Consider the following 16,827-nt stretch of genomic DNA (forward strand, 5'->3'; position numbering starts at 1 on the left):
ACCTAGCCAGGCCATGCAAACCTTGCACCTTGAATTGCAAGAAGGCTTCGACGACGATCGCGTCGTCGCGCGCCTGAATGGCGTGGAAGTCCTGAACCTGGACCACGTAACCACGCGTATGCAAACAGGCTTTGCCGCCGCTGGCAGCACGCAAGCCGCCGATGGCAGGGCCGTGCTGGAAGTCGCGCTGCCCGCTTCAGGGCAACAGGCCAGCACCGAAATCGACCTCATACAAACCTTATGGGCCGGCATCAATGTCGGCCCGGGCAAGGCTATCCAATTCAGGATTTCGCAAGCACCGTTCGGTTACGTGTAGGGTGCGCGCTGGCCCGCGGCGGCCAGTAATTTCTGAAAGGAGACATCATGCGTGTTCAAGACACCCCGGCCGGCGTCATGCAGCCGGCCAGCCTGGCGGAACCGGTCGAGCAAGACAGTATCGAAGCGCTGGATTTGCCCATCTTGCCGGTACCGCCGCTGCTGGTGACGGCGAGCGGCCTGTATTTGTGGAACACCTCGGTGCCGCTGCCGGCCGTCGCCGGCAAGCTGGCGCTGGAGGACAGCGGCCCGACCGACCAGCTGGACATCGTTTTCCCGCTGACATCCGAGCGGCTGTGCCTCGATATTGACGGGCGCTATCCGCAAATGACGGCCAGCGGTACCATCACGCGCCTGTTGAGCCAGCAGACACACTGGATCGCCAAGCTGAAGCCAGGCCCCAACCCCAACCAGTACCTGGGGACGATCTGGTACAAGGATGGCAATGTGGCCGCCTTCCCCTACACCAACGTCGAACTCCTGGTCACGACCAGCATTTTCCCCGGCCTGCGCAAAGCCGTGGCCATCTTCACCGGTGGCGGCGGGGCCAAGCGCGTGCGCGGCTTTCAGTACGAATCGCCGTACTTCCACCCGGTCCAGTTCGAGTTCGACTGCACCGCCGATGCCAAGCCGGTGTTCGCGATCCAGACCCACGCCCATCCCAACCGGCCGGCCAGCCTGCCGAGCGAAACGCTGACCCTGCAAAAGGTTTACCAGCGTGCCGGCTTTGACGTCACCACCACGCCCGCTCCCAGCATCGTCCCGCTGGCAGGAGCCGGCGGCAACGGCAAGTGGAGCGACCAGGAAATGCACGATGCCATGCAAGTCTACTGGTCGAAGTTCGCCAGCAAGGCGCAGTGGGCCTTGTGGACCTTCTTCGCCGCCCAGCACGAACAAGGAAGCAGCCTGGGCGGCATCATGTTCGACGATATCGGCCCCAACCACCGGCAAGGGACGGCCATCTTCACCAACTCCTTCATTACGGTGCCGCCGGCCGGCGACCCCAACCCGGCAGCCTGGATCAACCGCATGGTGTTCTGGACCGCCGCCCACGAAATGGGCCACGCCTTCAACCTGGCGCACTCCTGGCAGAAGGCGATGGGCGTGCCGTGGCATCCCGGCCTGGGCAATGAGCCGGAAGCGCGCAGCTTCATGAACTATCCCTATAACGTGGCCGGTGGCCAGACCGCATTCTTCAGCAACTTCCAGTTCCGTTTCAGCGACCAGGAACTGCTGTTCCTGCGCCATGCGCCGGCCCGGTTTGTCCAGATGGGCAATGCGGCCTGGTTCGACCACCACGGCTTCGAGCAGGCCCGCGTATTGCCGGAACCGAGCTTCAAGCTGGAGGCGCGCGTCAACCGGGCCGATGCCCGCTTCGACTTCCTGGAACCGATCACGCTGGACCTGAAGCTGACCAACACCAGCGACCAGCCGCAGCTCATCGAGGACAAGATCCTGGAGGAGCTCGAGCACATGACCGTCATCATCAAGAAGGAAGGCAAGGAAGCCCGCAGCTTCCATCCTTACGCCAACCGCTGCTGGGAGGAGAAGAAACGCGTGCTGCTGGCGGGCCAGGCCACCTACCAGTCGCTGTTTATCTCGGCTGGCCGCAACGGCTGGGATATTTCCGAGCCAGGCCGCTATACGATCCAGCTCTGCCTGCACCTGGAGACGGAAGACATCGTCTCGCCGCCGCTGCACCTGCGCATTTCGCCGCCGCGCAGTTACGACGAAGAGTATCTTGCGCAGGACTTGCTCACCGAAGATGTGGGGCGCATCCTCAGCTTCGACGGCAGCCGCGTGCTGGGGTCCGGCCTGGATACCCTGAATACCCTGGTGGAGCGCCTGCCGGAGTCGCGTGCGGCCCTGCATGCGAAAGTGGCGCTGGCCTCGCCGCTGGTACGCGAAGGCAAATCGCTCGACATGTCCAGGCTGCCGGACGGCCAGCTGTTGTCGGCGCGCGATGCCCAGGCCACGCTGCTGGTGCAGCGCGCCGACATCGGCGCCGGCTCGCGCCTGTTCCGGGAAGCGCTGCTGGCCAAGCCGCAGCTGGCGGCGGAAACGCTGTCGCACTTCGACTACCACTATTACGTCGACCGCTTCAGCGATGCGCTGGAAGAACAGGGGCGGCAGGATGAAGCTGCCGATGCCCAATCAACCTTGCTGCAAGCTTTGCAGCAACGCAAGGTGATTCAGCCGGTACTGGAAAGCATCCGGCTGCGCGAGCGCGAACTGCGCGGAGGCAATTGACGTCAGTGCGCCGTGGCGCCAGTGGCTGGTGCCGGCCCTGGCGTCACGGCGCTGTCTTGCGGCAGGCGCGCCACGCGCAGCGTCGGCGCGTCCTTGTCGCGCGCATCGAGGGTGAACGCGTAGCGGCCTGCGCGCTCCACCTTGAGCCGCAGGCGCTTGCCCTGTTTTGCCAGTGGCACGGCCACCCCGTCCTGGGCCTGCTGTTCCGGCGCCGGCGCGCCAAGGTCGATCGCCGTCAGGCCGCGGGTACCCACCTTGAACGAATGTGAGCCCCTAGCCAGTGCCATTTCGGCCGTATAGATGCCTTCTTCAACCTTGCGCAGCGGGTTGCGCGAAGCCCAATCGCTCATCGAACCGACCACGAACAGCGTTTGCAGCCAGGGGTCGGCTTTCTCTTCCGGGGTCAGTTCGGGGGCGTAGCGCAGCTCGATGCGCGCTTCGTTCGACCAATCGCTTTCGCCGATCGGCGAGCGGTAGCTGAAATCGCTGGTCTCGATCCTTTCGCGGCGCCCACCGTCCACGATCTCCGCGCCTTCCAATGGTCGCAGACTGCGGAAGGAGAACCTGACCTTCTTCTTGTCGAAGCTCATGGCGCACCAGTTGCTCGTCATGGTGACCGTGTTGACGAACAATTTCATCATCAATCCCATTTCCTTCTTGGCGATGGCGATCATCACCTGGCATTCCAGGCGCAGGTCGCCCAGGCGGCGGACGTTTTCCGGCAGGCCTGGCGTGCGGATATCGGGATAGCCTTTCAGCACGCCCTTCTTGCGGTTCAGTATCAGGTCGGCATCGTCGTCGATCGCCGATTGCACGCGCGGCAGGGAGAAGGTGCCGTCCCGGGCGATGGGCACAGGGACCGGATCGCCGTTGCCGACAATGCGCAGGTAGAGCGCATCGCCGGCAGTTTGCTCCTGGCCCTCGCGTGCCGCCAGCCGGAAGCGCAGCTCCGGCACCGCCGGCGCCAGGGCGTGGTGTTCCTCGAAGGCGTCCAGGCCGGCCACCACGGCGCGGTAGGATTTCATGTCCGGGTTCTTCACGCCTTGCACCTCGACGCTGGGCGTGGTGTCCTGGGCGATTGCGCCACCGGCCGCCGATGCGAGCGCGATGGCAAAAGCATATTGTTGAATTTTCTTCATCTGGGCAGTCTAGCAAATATCTTGTGCCAATGCCGGGTGTGGCCTAAATTGGTATAAACAGTTTATTCCAATCGTGGGTGGTGAAATGCGCTATCTCCTGCTGGTATTCCTGGTAATGGCTTCGCGGGCGAATGCGCAAGTGCCCGACTCCGGCCGCTGGCAGGAGCTGCGATTCGCGACGGAAGAAGTCGGGCAGCGCGCAGAAGACCGGTATATCGAGCGGACGGTGTCGCTTGCCGCCGCCGGCCGGCTTGACCGCGACAAGGACCTGCTGTTTCGCGCGAAGCGCATCAGCGAGGGACTGGTGCATGCCGCTGTTGCACTCAGGCCCGAGGCTGCGGGATGGCCGTGGGAGGTGCACGTGACCGACGACCCGCTGGTGGAAGCCGAAAGCGAGGCAGGCGGCAAGCTGCTGCTCGGCAGCCTGTTTGTCCGGCGCCTGCGGCTGGACGACGGCGAACTGGCGATCCTGTTGGCGCATGAAATTGCGCATGCCGTTGCAGAACACGGGCGCGAGACCTTGTCGGAAGCATTGCTCGACAGCCGGCGCCACTTGCCGCTCGATGTGGTTGAAGAACGGCTCGCTTCCGACACCTCGCTGCAATTCCGGCTGTCGAAGCTCTCTGCCATCCAGGAGAGGGAGGCCGACCAGCTTGGCATGTTGCTCGCCTATCGCGCCGGCTGGCCTTGTTCCGCCATGCTGGGCTTTTACAGCAAGCTCGCCGCCGATGCCGCCGCCCCAGCCCTGCTTGCCAGCCACCCCAGCGGCGCCACCCGCCTCAGCCTCGCCAAAGCCATGTCGCGCTTACTGGGCGACTAACGCTGCGGCGCGCGCCATTTCCGCGTAGCCGGCGTCGCCAGGATGCAGGTGGTCGCCGGAATCGTACTCGGGGCGCAGGCGCGAAGGGTGTGCCGGGTCGCGCAGCAGCCGGTCGAAATCGATGGTGGCGTCGAACTCGCCGCTTTGCCGGATCCATTCATTCACCTCGCGGCGTACCAGGTCTTTGGCCGGCGAGTAATGGCCGGAGTAGGGCGTGCCTTGCAGGGCACCCTCGAAGGGCAGCAGGGTGCCGCCAATGATGCGGACCTGCCTCGCGCGCGCTGCGGCGATCAGCTTGCGGTAGCCGGCGATCATGGCGCCGGCCGTGGCGGGCGTCTCGTTCGGGGCGAAGGCGCTGCCGGGCCAGCCGATGTCGTTGATGCCAAGCAGGACGATCACCGTGTCGACGCCCGGCTGCGACAGCACATCCTGTTCAAAGCGCGCCGCCGCCTTTTCTCCCATGCCGTCCGACAGCAGCCGTGCACCTGAGATGCCGGCATTGACGATGGCGACACCGTCGCTGCGGGCGGCCAACTGGTCGGGCCAGCGCAGGTTGCGGTCGGGCGTGGAGCCGTTACCGTCGGTGATCGAATCGCCGAAAGCCACAACGGTGCGGCGTGCGGGACCGGCGACCTGCACGGCGCTCAGGAAACTGCGGCCTGTCAGCGCTTGCGCGTGTGGCAGCGCGGCGGCGGCGGCCAGGTTGCCGGGTGCTGCAAAGGCCGTCTGCTGGGCGCCCCAATGGAAGGTCGTGAGCGAAGAACGCTGTGGCAGCCAGGTCGAAACCGACAGGCGCTGGCGGGCCGCTACCGGCAGCGCGGCGGCGTCGCTGGTGGCGGATTGCCCCGGCGCGATGGTTATGCCGCGCCGGCCGCCAAAGGTCAGCTGCACACCTGCGCCATCCTGCTGCGACGACGAGGCACGCGATGGTTCGTCGCGGGTGGGGGCCAGGCGCGCTTCGCCGATCACGAGCGGCGCGCTGCCATAGCGGTTGGAATAGGTGACGCGCACCTGTTCGCCGCCGACGCTGGTGCGCACGACTTCGCGCACGGTCTGGGCTTCGAATGCCGGCGGCATCATGGTGGGCAGTGCGAATTCGCTGCCCCAGGCGGGCATGGGAGCGGCGTACCAGGTGGTGTGCCACTCGGCGGCGTGGACGGCGGTGGCGGCCAGCAAGGCTGCCAGGGATAAGGCGAGGCGTTTCATGAGGATGCTCCAGGTGGGTTCAGGTGGAGTCATCGTCGGTTATTCTTTGTCTGACTGGTAGCTGGCAAAATGAACTATAGTTAAGTCCAAAATGGAATGACTATGGATACCTTACGCTCCCTCCAATGCTTCGTGCGCGCCGTCGAACTGGGCAGCCTGTCGGCAGTCGCGCGCGAACAGCACACCACGCAGTCGAACATCAGCAAGATCGTTGCGGCGCTGGAGGACGACCTTGGCGTGCGCCTGCTCGAACGCAGTACCGCCAGCCTGTCGCCCACCATGCCCGGCCGCCGTTTCTACGAACGCGCCCGCGGCGTACTTGAGGAATATGCCGACGCGGTGGCCGACGTGCGCGGCGAAACAGCCGCCGCCAGCGGTCTGCTGCGGCTCAACGCACCGGTGGCCCTGGGCCAGTTCTGCCTCAACGGCCATGTGCAGGACTTCCTGCAGCAATACCCGGGCATCGAAGTGGAGCTGATCCTGAACGACCGCATGGCGGACCTGGTGGAGGAGGGCGTCGATATCGCGGTGCGCCTTGGCAGCGACTTGCCGCCGCAGGTGATCGCGCGCCGCGTTGGCGAGTCGCCGCGTTTGCTGGTCGCTGCGCCGTCTTACCTGAAAGAGCGCGGCACGCCGCAAGTGCCCGCGCAACTGTCCGAACACGAGTACATCCGTTTCGCATGGCTAAGCAGCGGCGACAAACTCGAACTGTCGGATGGGGAGCGCAGCGTGACAGTCGCTACGCATGGCCGTTATCGCGTTAACAACGCGCTGGCCATCCGCGACACGCTGGCCGCGGGCGGCGGCATCGGCCTGTGCCCGGAATGGCTGGTGCACGACCTGCTGGCCCAGCGCAGGCTGCGCCGCGTGCTGCCCGGCTGGCAGGGGCCCGGGCAGGAACTGAACCTGCTCTACCCCAGCCGCCGCTATTTGCCGCACCGCGTGCGGCTCATGCTCGATTTCCTGCAGCAGCGCTTGGCCGCGCAGGCGGGCTTTTAGCCGCGTTTGCGGTCGTGGTGCCACAGCACGTCGCTGCCGCCGGCAAAGCGGTTCAGCACGCGCGCCAGCACGAACATCAGGTCCGACAGGCGGTTTACGTACTGGCGCGGGAAGTCGTGAATGGTTTCCGTCTTGCCCAGGGTGACAATGGCGCGCTCGGCGCGGCGGCAGACGGTGCGGCAGACATGCGCCACCGCCGCGGCGCGCGACCCGGCCGGCAGGATGAATTCCGTCAGCGCCGGCAGCGTGGCGTTGTACTTGGCCAGCAGCGCGTCCAGGCGCTCGACGTGTTCTTCCTTGATCATCTGGTAGCCGGGAATGCACAGCTCCCCGCCCAGGTCGAACAGGTCGTGCTGGATCGAGACCAGTTCCTCGCGCATCTCGTCCGGCAGCGGCTCGGCCAGCAGCACGCCAAGGTTGGAGTTCAGTTCATCCACTTCGCCAATGGCCTGGATGCGCACATTGTCCTTGTCCACGCGCGAGCCGTCGCCCAGGCCGGTGGTGCCTTTGTCGCCGGTGCGGGTGGCGATTTTCGAGAGTCGATTGCCCATTGCAGCCTCAATTTGTCGATAACGGTGGCAGGATACGACAAATTACCATTGCTTGGGAGGGGATTTCCGCGTGGTTGCAGGATTTGAACTTACAATGGATCAATGAATAACAGCACAGCCTTCGTTGCCGCCCTGCGCGCGGCCTTACCGCCGTCCAGCGTGCTGTCCGAACAGGAGGATACCCGTCCCTACGAATGCGACGGCCTGTCTGCCTATCGCCAGCTTCCGCTGGCCGTTGCCTTGCCGGCCGACGAAGCGCAGGTATTGGCGGTGCTGAAGATCTGCCGCGAATTCAAGGTACCGATCGTGCCGCGCGGCGCCGGCACCGGCCTGTCCGGCGGCGCCATGCCGATCGCGCAGGGGCTGGTGCTGTCCACCGCGCGCATGAACCGGATCGTACGCGTGGACGCCAATGCGCGCACGGCAGTGGTGCAGCCGGGCGTGCGCAACCTCGCCATTTCCGAGGCGGCGCAGCCATACGGCCTGTATTACGCGCCTGATCCCTCGTCGCAGATTGCCTGCACCATCGGCGGCAATGTGGCGGAAAATTCCGGCGGCGTACACTGCCTGAAATACGGCCTGACCGTGCACAACGTGCTGCGCGTGCGCGTGGCCACCATCGAGGGCGACATGGTGGAGCTGGGCAGCGAAGCGCTGGATGCGCCGGGGCTGGATCTGCTGGCTGCCTTCATCGGTTCGGAAGGCATGCTGGGCATTGTCACCGAGGTCACCGTCAGGCTGGTGCCAAGGCCCGCCAGCGCGCGTGTCATCATGGCATCGTTCAATGAAGTTGCTGCAAGCTGCAGCGCCGTGGCGGACGTGATCGCGGCCGGCATCATCCCGGCCGGGCTGGAGATGATGGACCGTACCTCCTCGCGCATGGTGGAACCCTTTGTGCGTGCCGGTTACGATACCGATGCGGCTGCGATCCTGCTGTGCGAAGCCGATGGCACGGTCGACGAAGTCGAGGAGGAAATCGCCCGCATGACGGCCGTGCTGAAGACGGCCGGCGCCAGTGCGGTACTGGTATCGGCGAGCGAGGCGGAACGCCTGAAATTCTGGTCGGGGCGCAAGAACGCCTTCCCGGCCGCGGGCCGCATTTCCCCCGACTACTACTGCATGGATGGCACCATTCCGCGCAAGCAGCTGGCGCGCGTGCTGCTGGGCATCGGTCAGATGGAAGCAAAGTACGGACTGCGTTGCGCCAACGTGTTCCATGCCGGCGACGGCAACCTGCATCCGCTGATCCTGTTCGACGCCAACCAGCCAGACGAACTGCAGCGTGCGGAAGCCTTCGGCGCCGAGATCCTCGCTTTGTGCGTGGAGGTGGGCGGCACCATCACCGGCGAGCATGGCGTGGGCATCGAGAAGATCGACTCCATGTGCGCCCAGTTCAGCGATGCCGAACTGGCGGCCTTCCTTGCGGTGAAACACGCTTTCGATCCCTTGTCGCTGCTGAACCCGAACAAGGCCATTCCCACCCTGAACCGCTGCGCGGAGTTCGGCAAGATGCATGTGCGTGCGGGGCGCTTGCCGCACGCCGGATTGCCGAGGTTCTGACATGGATGCGATCCTCGAACAGTTTTGCGCCCGCATCCAGGCCGCCAGTGCCGGCGGCATGCGGTTGCTGTTGCGCGGTGGCGGCACCAAGGACTGGTACGGACAGAACGTGGTGGGCGATGTCTTCGATACGCGCGCCTATGCTGGCGTAGTCGCATATGAACCGAGCGAGCTGGTGATCACGGCGCGCTGCGGCACGCCACTGGCGGAGATCGAGGCCCTGCTGGCCCAAAATGGCCAAATGCTGGCGTTCGAGCCACCCCGTTTTGGCGCCGCTTCGACCATTGGCGGCGTGGTGGCCAGCGGCCTGTCGGGACCGCGCCGTGCGACGGCGGGGGCGCTGCGCGATTTTGTACTGGGCGCGCAACTGATGGATGGCCGCGGCGAGTTGCTGTCCTTCGGCGGCCAGGTGATGAAGAACGTGGCAGGCTATGACGTATCGCGGCTGCTGGCAGGTTCGCTGGGGACGCTGGGGCTGATTACGCAGGTATCGCTGAAAGTGCTGCCGGTGCCTTTCTGCGAGGCGACTGTCCGCTTCGAGGTGGATCAGGCCAGGGCGCTGCGCATGATGAACGAATGGGCGGGGCGCCCGCTGCCGGTGTCGGCGACGTGCTGGCACGCTGGCCTGCTGACTGTGCGCTTGTCAGGGGCGCAGGCGGCGGTCAGGACGGCGCAATCGGGCATGGGAGGCGATGCGTTGGCTGAGGGCGAGGTATTCTGGACCGCCCTGCGCGACCAGCGGGGCGACTTCTTCGCAGGCGCGGAAGCGGGAGCGGCGGAACTGTGGCGTCTTTCGGTGCCGGGTACTGCCAGCGCGCTGGTCATGCGCGGCGAGCAGATGATCGAGTGGGGCGGCGCACAGCGCTGGCTGCGCACCGACCACGGCGTGGCTGACGACATCCGGCGCGCCGCGGCGGCGGCGGATGGCCACGCCACGCGCTACCGGGTGGAGAGCGAAGAGCTTGGCGCGGGAGTGGGGGCTTTCCATCCTTTGGCGCCGGCCATCGCACGTATTCATGACCGCTTGAAGGCCGCCTTCGACCCGGCGGGCATTTTCAACCGCGGCCGCATGTACTGATATGCAAACGAACCTGGCCGATTTCATCAAGGGCACGCCGGAAGGCGATGAGGCGGAAGCGATCCTGCGCGCCTGCGTGCATTGTGGCTTCTGCACGGCCACCTGCCCCACCTACCAGCTGCTGGGCGACGAGCTGGATGGACCGCGCGGCCGTATCTACCTGATCAAGCAGGTGCTGGAGGGCGCGCCGGTATCGGCCAGTACCCAGCTTCACCTGGACCGCTGCCTGACCTGCCGCAACTGCGAAAGCACCTGCCCCTCGGGCGTCCAATATGGCCGCCTGGCCGATATTGGCCGCAAGGTCGTGGAACAGCGCGTGCCGCGCAAGCTGCCCGAGCGCATCAAGCGCTATGTGCTGAAGGAGGTTTTGCCGCGCCGCTGGCTGTTCGAACCGGCCCTGCGTGCAGGCCAGTTGCTCAAGCCTTGGCTCAGCAAGCCATTGCAGGACAAGCTGCCGCAGCGCAGGCTGGCCACGGCCTGGCCGACGCGCGGGCATGCGCGCAAGATGCTGGTGCTGGAAGGCTGCGTGCAGCCGGGCATGGCGCCCAACATCAACGCAGCCACCGCGCGCGTACTCGATACGTTGGGCGTGCAGCTGGTGGCGGCGCCCGGCGCCGGCTGCTGCGGCGCGCTGCGCTTTCACCTGAACGCCCAGGAGGCGGCGCTTGCAGACATGCGCCGCAATATCGATGCGTGGTGGCCCTTGGTGGCGCAAAGGCAGGTGGAGGCGATCGTGATGACCGCTTCCGGCTGCGGCGTAACGGTCAAGGACTACGGCCACCTGCTGGCGCACGACATCGCCTATGCGGCGAAGGCGGCGCGCATCTCCGGCATGACGCGCGATCTCAGTGAGATCATACCGGAGTTCGAAGCGGAGCTGGTGCGCCAGGCAGGCGCGCGCCAGGCCGGCGGCGAGGCCGGGGCCGGCACGGCAGTCGCATGGCACCCTCCTTGCACGTTGCAGCACGGCCAGCAAATTCGTGGCAAGGTCGAGGGATTGCTGCGTGCGATCGGCGTGCATGTGAAAATGTGCCGCGACGCGCACCTGTGCTGCGGTTCAGCGGGAACCTACTCGCTGCTGCAGCCGGAACTGTCACAGCAACTGCGCGACCGCAAGCTGGCCAGCCTGGCCGAGACCGGCGCCGAACGGATCGTCTCTGCCAACATCGGCTGTATCGGCCACCTGCAGTCCGGCACCCCCACCCCGGTTGAACACTGGATCGAACTGCTCGACCGCGCCTTGCACGGCTAGCTTCAACGCTCCGCCCACTTGTCCATGATGCGCGTCACCTCGGGCAACTGGCCGAGGAACAGGTCCACCAGGCGCGGCTCGAAATGCCGGCCGCGCTGGTCCCGCATCCAGGCGCAGGCATCTTCCAGCTTCCACGCTGCCTTATAGGGACGCACGGAGGTCAGCGCATCGAATACGTCGGCTACCGCGACGATGCGGCCCGCCAGCGGGATGTCTTCGCCAGCCAGGCGGTTGGGATAGCCGGTGCCGTCCCACTTTTCATGATGGGACAGCGCGACGTCGTGCGCCATGGCCAGCATGCCGCTTTCATGGTGGCCGATGATGTGGGCGCCGATGCCGGGGTGGGTTTGCATGACCGCGTATTCTTCCGGCGTCAGGCGGCCCGGCTTTTGCAGGATGTTGTCGGGGATGCCGATCTTGCCGATATCGTGCATCGGCGCCGAAATGAACAGGTCGTCGGCTTCCTGCTCGTCGAATCCGGCCGCGGCGCCGAGCAGGCGCGCGTAGTGGCTCATGCGGATCACGTGCAGGCCGGTTTCGTTGTCCTTGTACTCGGCAGCCAAGCCAAGCCGCTGCACGATGGCCAGGCGGCTGGCGCGCAATTCCTCCATGCGCACCATGGACAGGTGCAGCTTGACGCGGGCCTTGACCACGGCCGGGCTCACAGGCTTGCTGATGAAGTCCACGGCACCGGCCTCGAAGCCGTCCACCTCGTCGGTCGAATCGCTCAGCGCGGTGACGAAGATCACCGGGATATTGCTGGTGGCGGCATTGGCCTTCAACACCCGGCATACGTCGTAGCCCGTCATCTCGGGCATCATCACATCCAGCAGGATCAGGTCGGGTTTCTCGTTGACGGCCAGTTCGATGGCCCGCGCGCCATCCTTGGCAAACAGCAGGCGGTACCGCTCCTGCAGGATCTGCCGCAGCAGCTGCAGGTTGGTCGATTCGTCATCGACGGCAAGCACAGTGGCTTGTCGGGTCATTGCGTTTTCCTTTGCGTGTCCAGGCAATCGTCAAGCAGCGTTTGCAATGCGTCGCGTGCGGCAGCGAAATCGAAGTCGTCCAGCGCGCGCTGCAAGTCCAGCAGGCGGTCATCGGCAACACAGCCGCGCAGGACGGCGGCCAGTTGCGCCAGTTCCTGCTGGTTGAAGCTGCCGCGCTCGAGGGAATGCAGCATGGCCTTGCCCATCGCCTGCACCCGTTCCAGGTCGAGCGGTGCGGCAGGGCCTTCGGCAGCCAAGGCGCCGGCATCGTCGGCATCGTCCTGCGCCCACACGGCAGCCAGCGCATCCGTCAAGCGCAGCACCCCCTGTTCCAGCAGCTCGGGCTGCGCCGCGCGGCCGTCCTGCGCCTGCAAGCCGGTCTCCAGCCGCCACAGTGCGTCGGCCAATTGTTCCATGCCAAGATTGGCCGCGGCGCCACGCAGCCGGTGCGCCAGGGCTGCGCAAGCTGCATGCCGGCCAGCCGCAAATGCGGACCTGAGCTCCTGCTCCGCGTTTTCGTAGTCGTGCGCAAAACGCCGCAGCGCACGCTGGTAGGCGTCACGCTGGCCGGCCCAGCGCGCCAGGCCTTTCTCGGCATTCAGCACCATGCCGCGCGCCGCAACGGCGGCCGGCGCCAGCTGCGGCGCGCCGGCGGGCATGCCCAGCACGCGCGCCAGTTCCTGTGTCAGCACGGCCACCTCCACCGGCTTAGTGGTGAAACCGTCCATGCCTGCCTCGCGCGTGGCGTCGCGGTCGCGTTCCAGCACGCTGGCCGTCATGGCGATGACCGGGGTGCGCTTGCGGCCGCTGGCCGCTTCGTCGGCGCGGATGCGGCGCGTGGCTTCCAGGCCGTCCATGCCGGGCATCTGGACGTCCATGAGGATGGCGTCGAACTGCGCCTCCGAGGCCAGCTGCGCTGCCATGGCGCCGTCGCTGGCGCCGGTGACCGTGTGGCCAAGCTTTGCCAGCAGCAGCATCAGCACTTCCAGGTTCTGCGGCACGTCGTCGGCAGCCAGGATATGCATCGGCGGCAGCAAGATTGGCGCTACGGCGCTGCGCACCGCCTCGTCGCGCGCCGCCAGCAGGGGCAGCATGAGGTGGAAGGTGCTGCCTCGTCCTGGGGTGCTCTCGGCCCACAGGCGGCCGCCCATCAGCTCCACCAGCTGCTTGCAGATGGTGGTGCCCAGCCCGGTGCCGCCAAAGCGGCGGTTCATCGAGGCGTCGGCCTGCACGAAGGGCTCGAAGATGGCCGGCATGCGGTCGGGCGCGATGCCGATGCCAGTGTCGCTGATGGCGAAATGCAGCAGGCGCCGCTCGCCTTCGCGCGCGGCATTTACTGCCAGCGACACGCCGCCCTGGCTGGTGAACTTGATCGCGTTGTCCAGCAGATTGGTCAGCACCTGCCGCACGCGCAGTTCGTCGCCGTGGATCCAGTTCGGCAGGGCGGGGTCGTAGTGCAGCGACATCGACAGGCCCTTGGCCTTGGCAGCGTTGCCCATGGTGGAAGACAGTTCGTCCGCCAATGCCAGCAGGCTGAAATCGTGCAGCTCAAGTTCCACCGCGCCCTTATCCAGCTTGGCCGTATCGAGGATGGCATTCAACAGGCGCAGCAGCGAACGGCCGGCATTGCGCACCGTGTCGAGGTGGCGCCGCTGCACCGCGGTCAGTTCGCCGTGCAGCAGCACGTCGGTGAAGCCGAGGATGGAATTCATCGGCGTGCGGATTTCATGGCTCATATTGGCCAGGAAGGCGGCGCGCGCGGCGGCGGCCTGCTCGGCGCGCTCCTTGGCAATGCGCAGGTCCTGTTCCATCAAGCGCCGGTTGCTGATGTCGAGCACCACGCCGTCCAGCAGTTCGACCTCGCCGCTCGGGCCGAGCACCACGTTGCCGTTGCCCCAGAACCAGTGGACGCTGCCGTCGCGGTGGATGATGCGGTATTCCAGCGTGAAGGCGCGGCGCTGTTCGACCGCGCTGCGCGCGCCCTGCAGCACGCCCGGCAGGTCGTCCGGGTGCACCAGCTCGCCGAACAGGCGCTTGGGCGGATCGCCCAGGAAGTCGGATGGCGGATAGCCGGTCATCGCTTCGATGGCGTCGCTGACAAATACCAGCGGCCAGCCCGGTGCGTTGCGGCAGCGGAAAGTAATGCCCGGAATATTGGTGACCAGCGAGCGCAATTGTTCTTCGCTGGCACGCAGCGCCTGTTCCAGGTCGCTGACGTGGTGGAACAGGGCGCGGTAGCGCAGCATGCCGTTGGCGAACACCACCAGCGCCGTCAGCAGCGCCGTGGTCAGGGTCACTGCGAGCGCCAGGAAGCCGGCGTTGGCGATGCCGCTTGCCGGGTCGAGCGGAACGCGGCCGACGAAGCGCGCGGCCGCCATGCCGGTATAGTGCATGCCGGAGATGGCGCAGCCCATGATCAGGCCCGCCAGCGCGGTCGTGCCGCTTTGTCCCAGGCGCCGGCGCACACCCTGCAGGCCCTGCAAGCCAAAGCGCACCCACAGCGCCAGGGTGGCCAGCGCGACGGCGACCACGATGGACAGGGCGAACATCCACGGGTCATAGCGCAGTTGCAGCGCCGAGCGCATGGCTGCCATCCCCGTGTAGTGCATGGCGCCGATGCCGGCGCCGACCAGGACGCCGCCCACCAGCAGGCTGCGCAGGCCGATACGATGGCGGCTGAGCAGCGACAGGGCGACGGTGGAGGCGGCGATGCTGGGCAGCATCGACAGCAGGGTGATGGAAGGATCGTAGGAGACCGGCGTGCACAGGTTAAAGGCCAGCATGCCGATGAAGTGCATGGCCCACACGCCGCTGCCGAGGGCCAGGCTGCCGGTCACCAGCGCGGCCAGGCGCAGCATGCGCTTGCTGCTGCGCGCCGCCTGGCCGGCCATCTGCAAGCCCATGGCGGACGAAAAACTCGCCACCAGCAGCGACAGGATGACCAGCGAGGGGGCGTAAATCCCGTCAGTGAGTAGCGCCGGGTCAGCAGGCGGGGAAAATAGCTGGATCAAGAAGTGCTTGATCTCGCCCATGACGGCGCGCCCTCCTTATTGCGCTAACAGCTTCCTGATCTGGTCTGCCAGGTCGGCAGGCTTGGTGGCCGGCGCATAGCGGTCGTGGACGCTGCCGTCCTTGCGTACCAGGAACTTGGTGAAGTTCCACTTGATGCTTTCCGTGCCGAGGATGCCCGGCGCGTTCTTTTTCAGGTGCTGGTACAGCGGGTGGGCGTTGTCGCCGTTGACCTCGATCCTGGCGAACAGCGGGAAGGTGACGCCAAAATTCCTTTCGCAGAAGGCGCCGATCTCGTCGGCGTTGCCGGGCTCCTGCTGGCCGAACTGGTTGCAGGGGAAGCCCAGCACCTCGAAGGACTGGCCGGCGAACTGCTTGTGCAGTTCTTCCAGCCCCTGGTACTGCGGCGTGAAGCTGCATTTGCTGGCGGTGTTCACGATCAGCAGCACCTTGCCCTGGTACTGCTTCAGGTCCACGTGCTGGCCTGACAGGCTGTCGGCGCTGAAGTCGTAAACAGAGGTCATCAGATGATCCCCAGGTGCTCGGTGCCGGCTGCCAGGTCGCGGTTTTTCGCTTCCTTCGATTCCAGCTTGATGGCCAGGCGCAGGTCGTTGACCGAGTCGGCGTTGCGCAGCGCATCTTCGTAGGTGATCTGGCCGGCTTCGTACAGGTCGAATAGGGCCTGGTCGAAAGTCTGCATGCCCAGCTCGCGCGAGCGCTTCATCAGTTCCTTGATTTCGTGCACCTGACCCTTGAAGATCAGGTCGGCGATCAGCGGGGAGTTCAGCATGATCTCCACCGCCACGGCACGGCCCTTGGCGTCTTTTTTCGGGATCAGGCGCTGCGAAATCATGCCCTTCAGGTTGAGCGACAAGTCCATCAGCAGCTGCTGGCGGCGCTCTTCCGGGAAGAAGTTGATGATACGGTCCAGCGCCTGGTTGGAGCTGTTGGCGTGCAGGGTGGCCAGCGCCAGGTGGCCGGTTTCGGCGAAGGCGATGGCGTGGTCCATGGTCTGGCGGTCGCGGATCTCGCCGATCTGGATCACGTCCGGCGCCTGGCGCAGGGTGTTCTTCAGCGCCACTTCCCAGTCCTCGGTATCGACGCCCACTTCGCGCTGCGTGATGATGCAGTTGCGGTGCGGGTGCACGAATTCCACCGGGTCTTCGATGGTGATGATGTGGCCGTAGCTGTTGGCATTGCGGTGGCCCACCATGGCCGCCAGCGTGGTCGATTTACCGGAACCGGTCGCGCCGACCATGATCACCAGGCCGCGCTTGGACATGATCACATCCTTCAGCACCGGCGGCAGGCCCAGTTCGTCGAACTCCGGGATCGAGCTGTTGATGGTACGCAGCACCATGCCCACGGAGCTCATTTGCACGAAGGCCGAGACACGGAAGCGGCCCAGGTCGCCCGGGCTGATCGCGAAGTTGGCTTCCTTGGTCTGCTCGAAGGAAGCGGTTTGCTTGTCGTTCATGATCGAGCGGGCCAGGTCGGCCGTGTGGGCCGGTGTCAGCGCCTGCGCCGACACGGGCGTCATCTTGCCGTCGATCTTGATGGCCGGCGGGAAGCCGGCGGTGATGAATAAGTCGGAGCCCTTCTTGCTGACCATCAGGCGCAGCAAGTCGAACATGAATTTTGAAGCCTGGTCGCGTTCCATGA

General features: G+C 65.7%; 14 protein-coding genes. 7 read left to right on the forward strand and 7 right to left on the reverse strand.

Features of this window, described 5'->3' with window-relative positions; genetic code table 11:
- The first annotated feature begins 13 nt into the window (after positions 1–13).
- A complete protein-coding gene (locus ACWBU6_RS06900) occupies positions 14–316 on the forward strand; it encodes a hypothetical protein (RefSeq protein ID WP_452648082.1) in 303 nt (100 codons plus the stop codon).
- Between the two features lie 47 nt (positions 317–363).
- Positions 364–2,565, forward strand: a complete 2,202-nt coding sequence (locus tag ACWBU6_RS06905) for a hypothetical protein (protein WP_452648083.1) — start codon at positions 364–366, stop codon at positions 2,563–2,565.
- 2 nt (positions 2,566–2,567) lie between these two features.
- Here ACWBU6_RS06905 and ACWBU6_RS06910 read toward each other — a convergent pair whose 3' ends face one another.
- Complete coding sequence (locus tag ACWBU6_RS06910; RefSeq protein ID WP_452648084.1) at positions 2,568–3,704, reverse strand: hypothetical protein; 1,137 nt, start codon at positions 3,702–3,704, stop codon at positions 2,568–2,570.
- Between the two features lie 85 nt (positions 3,705–3,789).
- On the opposite strand from ACWBU6_RS06910, the gene ACWBU6_RS06915 reads away from it, so the two are divergent.
- Positions 3,790–4,524, forward strand: a complete 735-nt coding sequence (locus ACWBU6_RS06915) for a M48 family metalloprotease (protein ID WP_452648085.1) — start codon at positions 3,790–3,792, stop codon at positions 4,522–4,524.
- Here the strand turns inward: ACWBU6_RS06915 and ACWBU6_RS06920 are convergent.
- Positions 4,510–5,730: an SGNH/GDSL hydrolase family protein gene (locus ACWBU6_RS06920; RefSeq protein ID WP_452648086.1), complete on the reverse strand. Its 1,221-nt coding sequence runs from the start codon at positions 5,728–5,730 to the stop codon at positions 4,510–4,512. The genes ACWBU6_RS06915 and ACWBU6_RS06920 overlap by 15 nt on opposite strands.
- A 102-nt stretch (positions 5,731–5,832) precedes the next feature.
- Here ACWBU6_RS06920 and ACWBU6_RS06925 point away from each other — a divergent pair, with 102 nt between their 5' ends.
- Positions 5,833–6,729, forward strand: coding sequence for a LysR family transcriptional regulator (locus tag ACWBU6_RS06925; protein ID WP_452648087.1), 897 nt, complete (start codon positions 5,833–5,835; stop codon positions 6,727–6,729).
- On the opposite strand, the gene ACWBU6_RS06930 is transcribed toward ACWBU6_RS06925, so the two are convergent.
- On the reverse strand, positions 6,726–7,280 hold the full coding sequence (locus ACWBU6_RS06930) for a cob(I)yrinic acid a,c-diamide adenosyltransferase (protein ID WP_452648088.1): 555 nt from the start codon (positions 7,278–7,280) through the stop codon (positions 6,726–6,728). The genes ACWBU6_RS06925 and ACWBU6_RS06930 overlap by 4 nt on opposite strands.
- A 102-nt stretch (positions 7,281–7,382) precedes the next feature.
- On the opposite strand from ACWBU6_RS06930, the gene ACWBU6_RS06935 reads away from it, so the two are divergent.
- The 3 genes from ACWBU6_RS06935 to glcF are packed head-to-tail and all read left to right on the forward strand — an operon-like array spanning position 7,383 to position 11,170.
- Entirely contained in the window at positions 7,383–8,840 is a 1,458-nt protein-coding gene (locus tag ACWBU6_RS06935) for an FAD-linked oxidase C-terminal domain-containing protein (protein ID WP_452648089.1), read from the forward strand.
- Position 8,841: 1 nt separating this feature from the next.
- Positions 8,842–9,918, forward strand: a complete 1,077-nt coding sequence (gene glcE, locus ACWBU6_RS06940; RefSeq protein ID WP_452648090.1) for a glycolate oxidase subunit GlcE — start codon at positions 8,842–8,844, stop codon at positions 9,916–9,918.
- 1 nt (position 9,919) lies between these two features.
- Positions 9,920–11,170: a glycolate oxidase subunit GlcF gene (gene glcF / locus ACWBU6_RS06945; protein ID WP_452648091.1), complete on the forward strand. Its 1,251-nt coding sequence runs from the start codon at positions 9,920–9,922 to the stop codon at positions 11,168–11,170.
- A gap of 2 nt (positions 11,171–11,172) precedes the next feature.
- Here glcF and ACWBU6_RS06950 read toward each other — a convergent pair whose 3' ends face one another.
- The 4 genes from ACWBU6_RS06950 to ACWBU6_RS06965 are packed head-to-tail and all read right to left on the reverse strand — an operon-like array spanning position 11,173 to position 16,825.
- A complete protein-coding gene (locus ACWBU6_RS06950; RefSeq protein WP_452648092.1) occupies positions 11,173–12,156 on the reverse strand; it encodes a response regulator in 984 nt (327 codons plus the stop codon).
- A complete protein-coding gene (locus tag ACWBU6_RS06955; protein ID WP_452648093.1) occupies positions 12,153–15,188 on the reverse strand; it encodes an MHYT domain-containing protein in 3,036 nt (1,011 codons plus the stop codon). The genes ACWBU6_RS06950 and ACWBU6_RS06955 overlap by 4 nt, the downstream gene beginning before the upstream one ends.
- A 15-nt stretch (positions 15,189–15,203) precedes the next feature.
- Positions 15,204–15,689 (reverse strand): glutathione peroxidase, encoded by a 486-nt coding sequence (locus ACWBU6_RS06960; RefSeq protein WP_452648094.1) that lies wholly within the window; start codon positions 15,687–15,689, stop codon positions 15,204–15,206.
- Complete coding sequence (locus ACWBU6_RS06965) at positions 15,689–16,825, reverse strand: PilT/PilU family type 4a pilus ATPase (RefSeq protein ID WP_452648095.1); 1,137 nt, start codon at positions 16,823–16,825, stop codon at positions 15,689–15,691. The genes ACWBU6_RS06960 and ACWBU6_RS06965 overlap by 1 nt, the downstream gene beginning before the upstream one ends.
- Positions 16,826–16,827: the final 2 nt, after the last annotated feature.

This window comes from Pseudoduganella sp. HUAS MS19 (assembly GCF_053615455.1).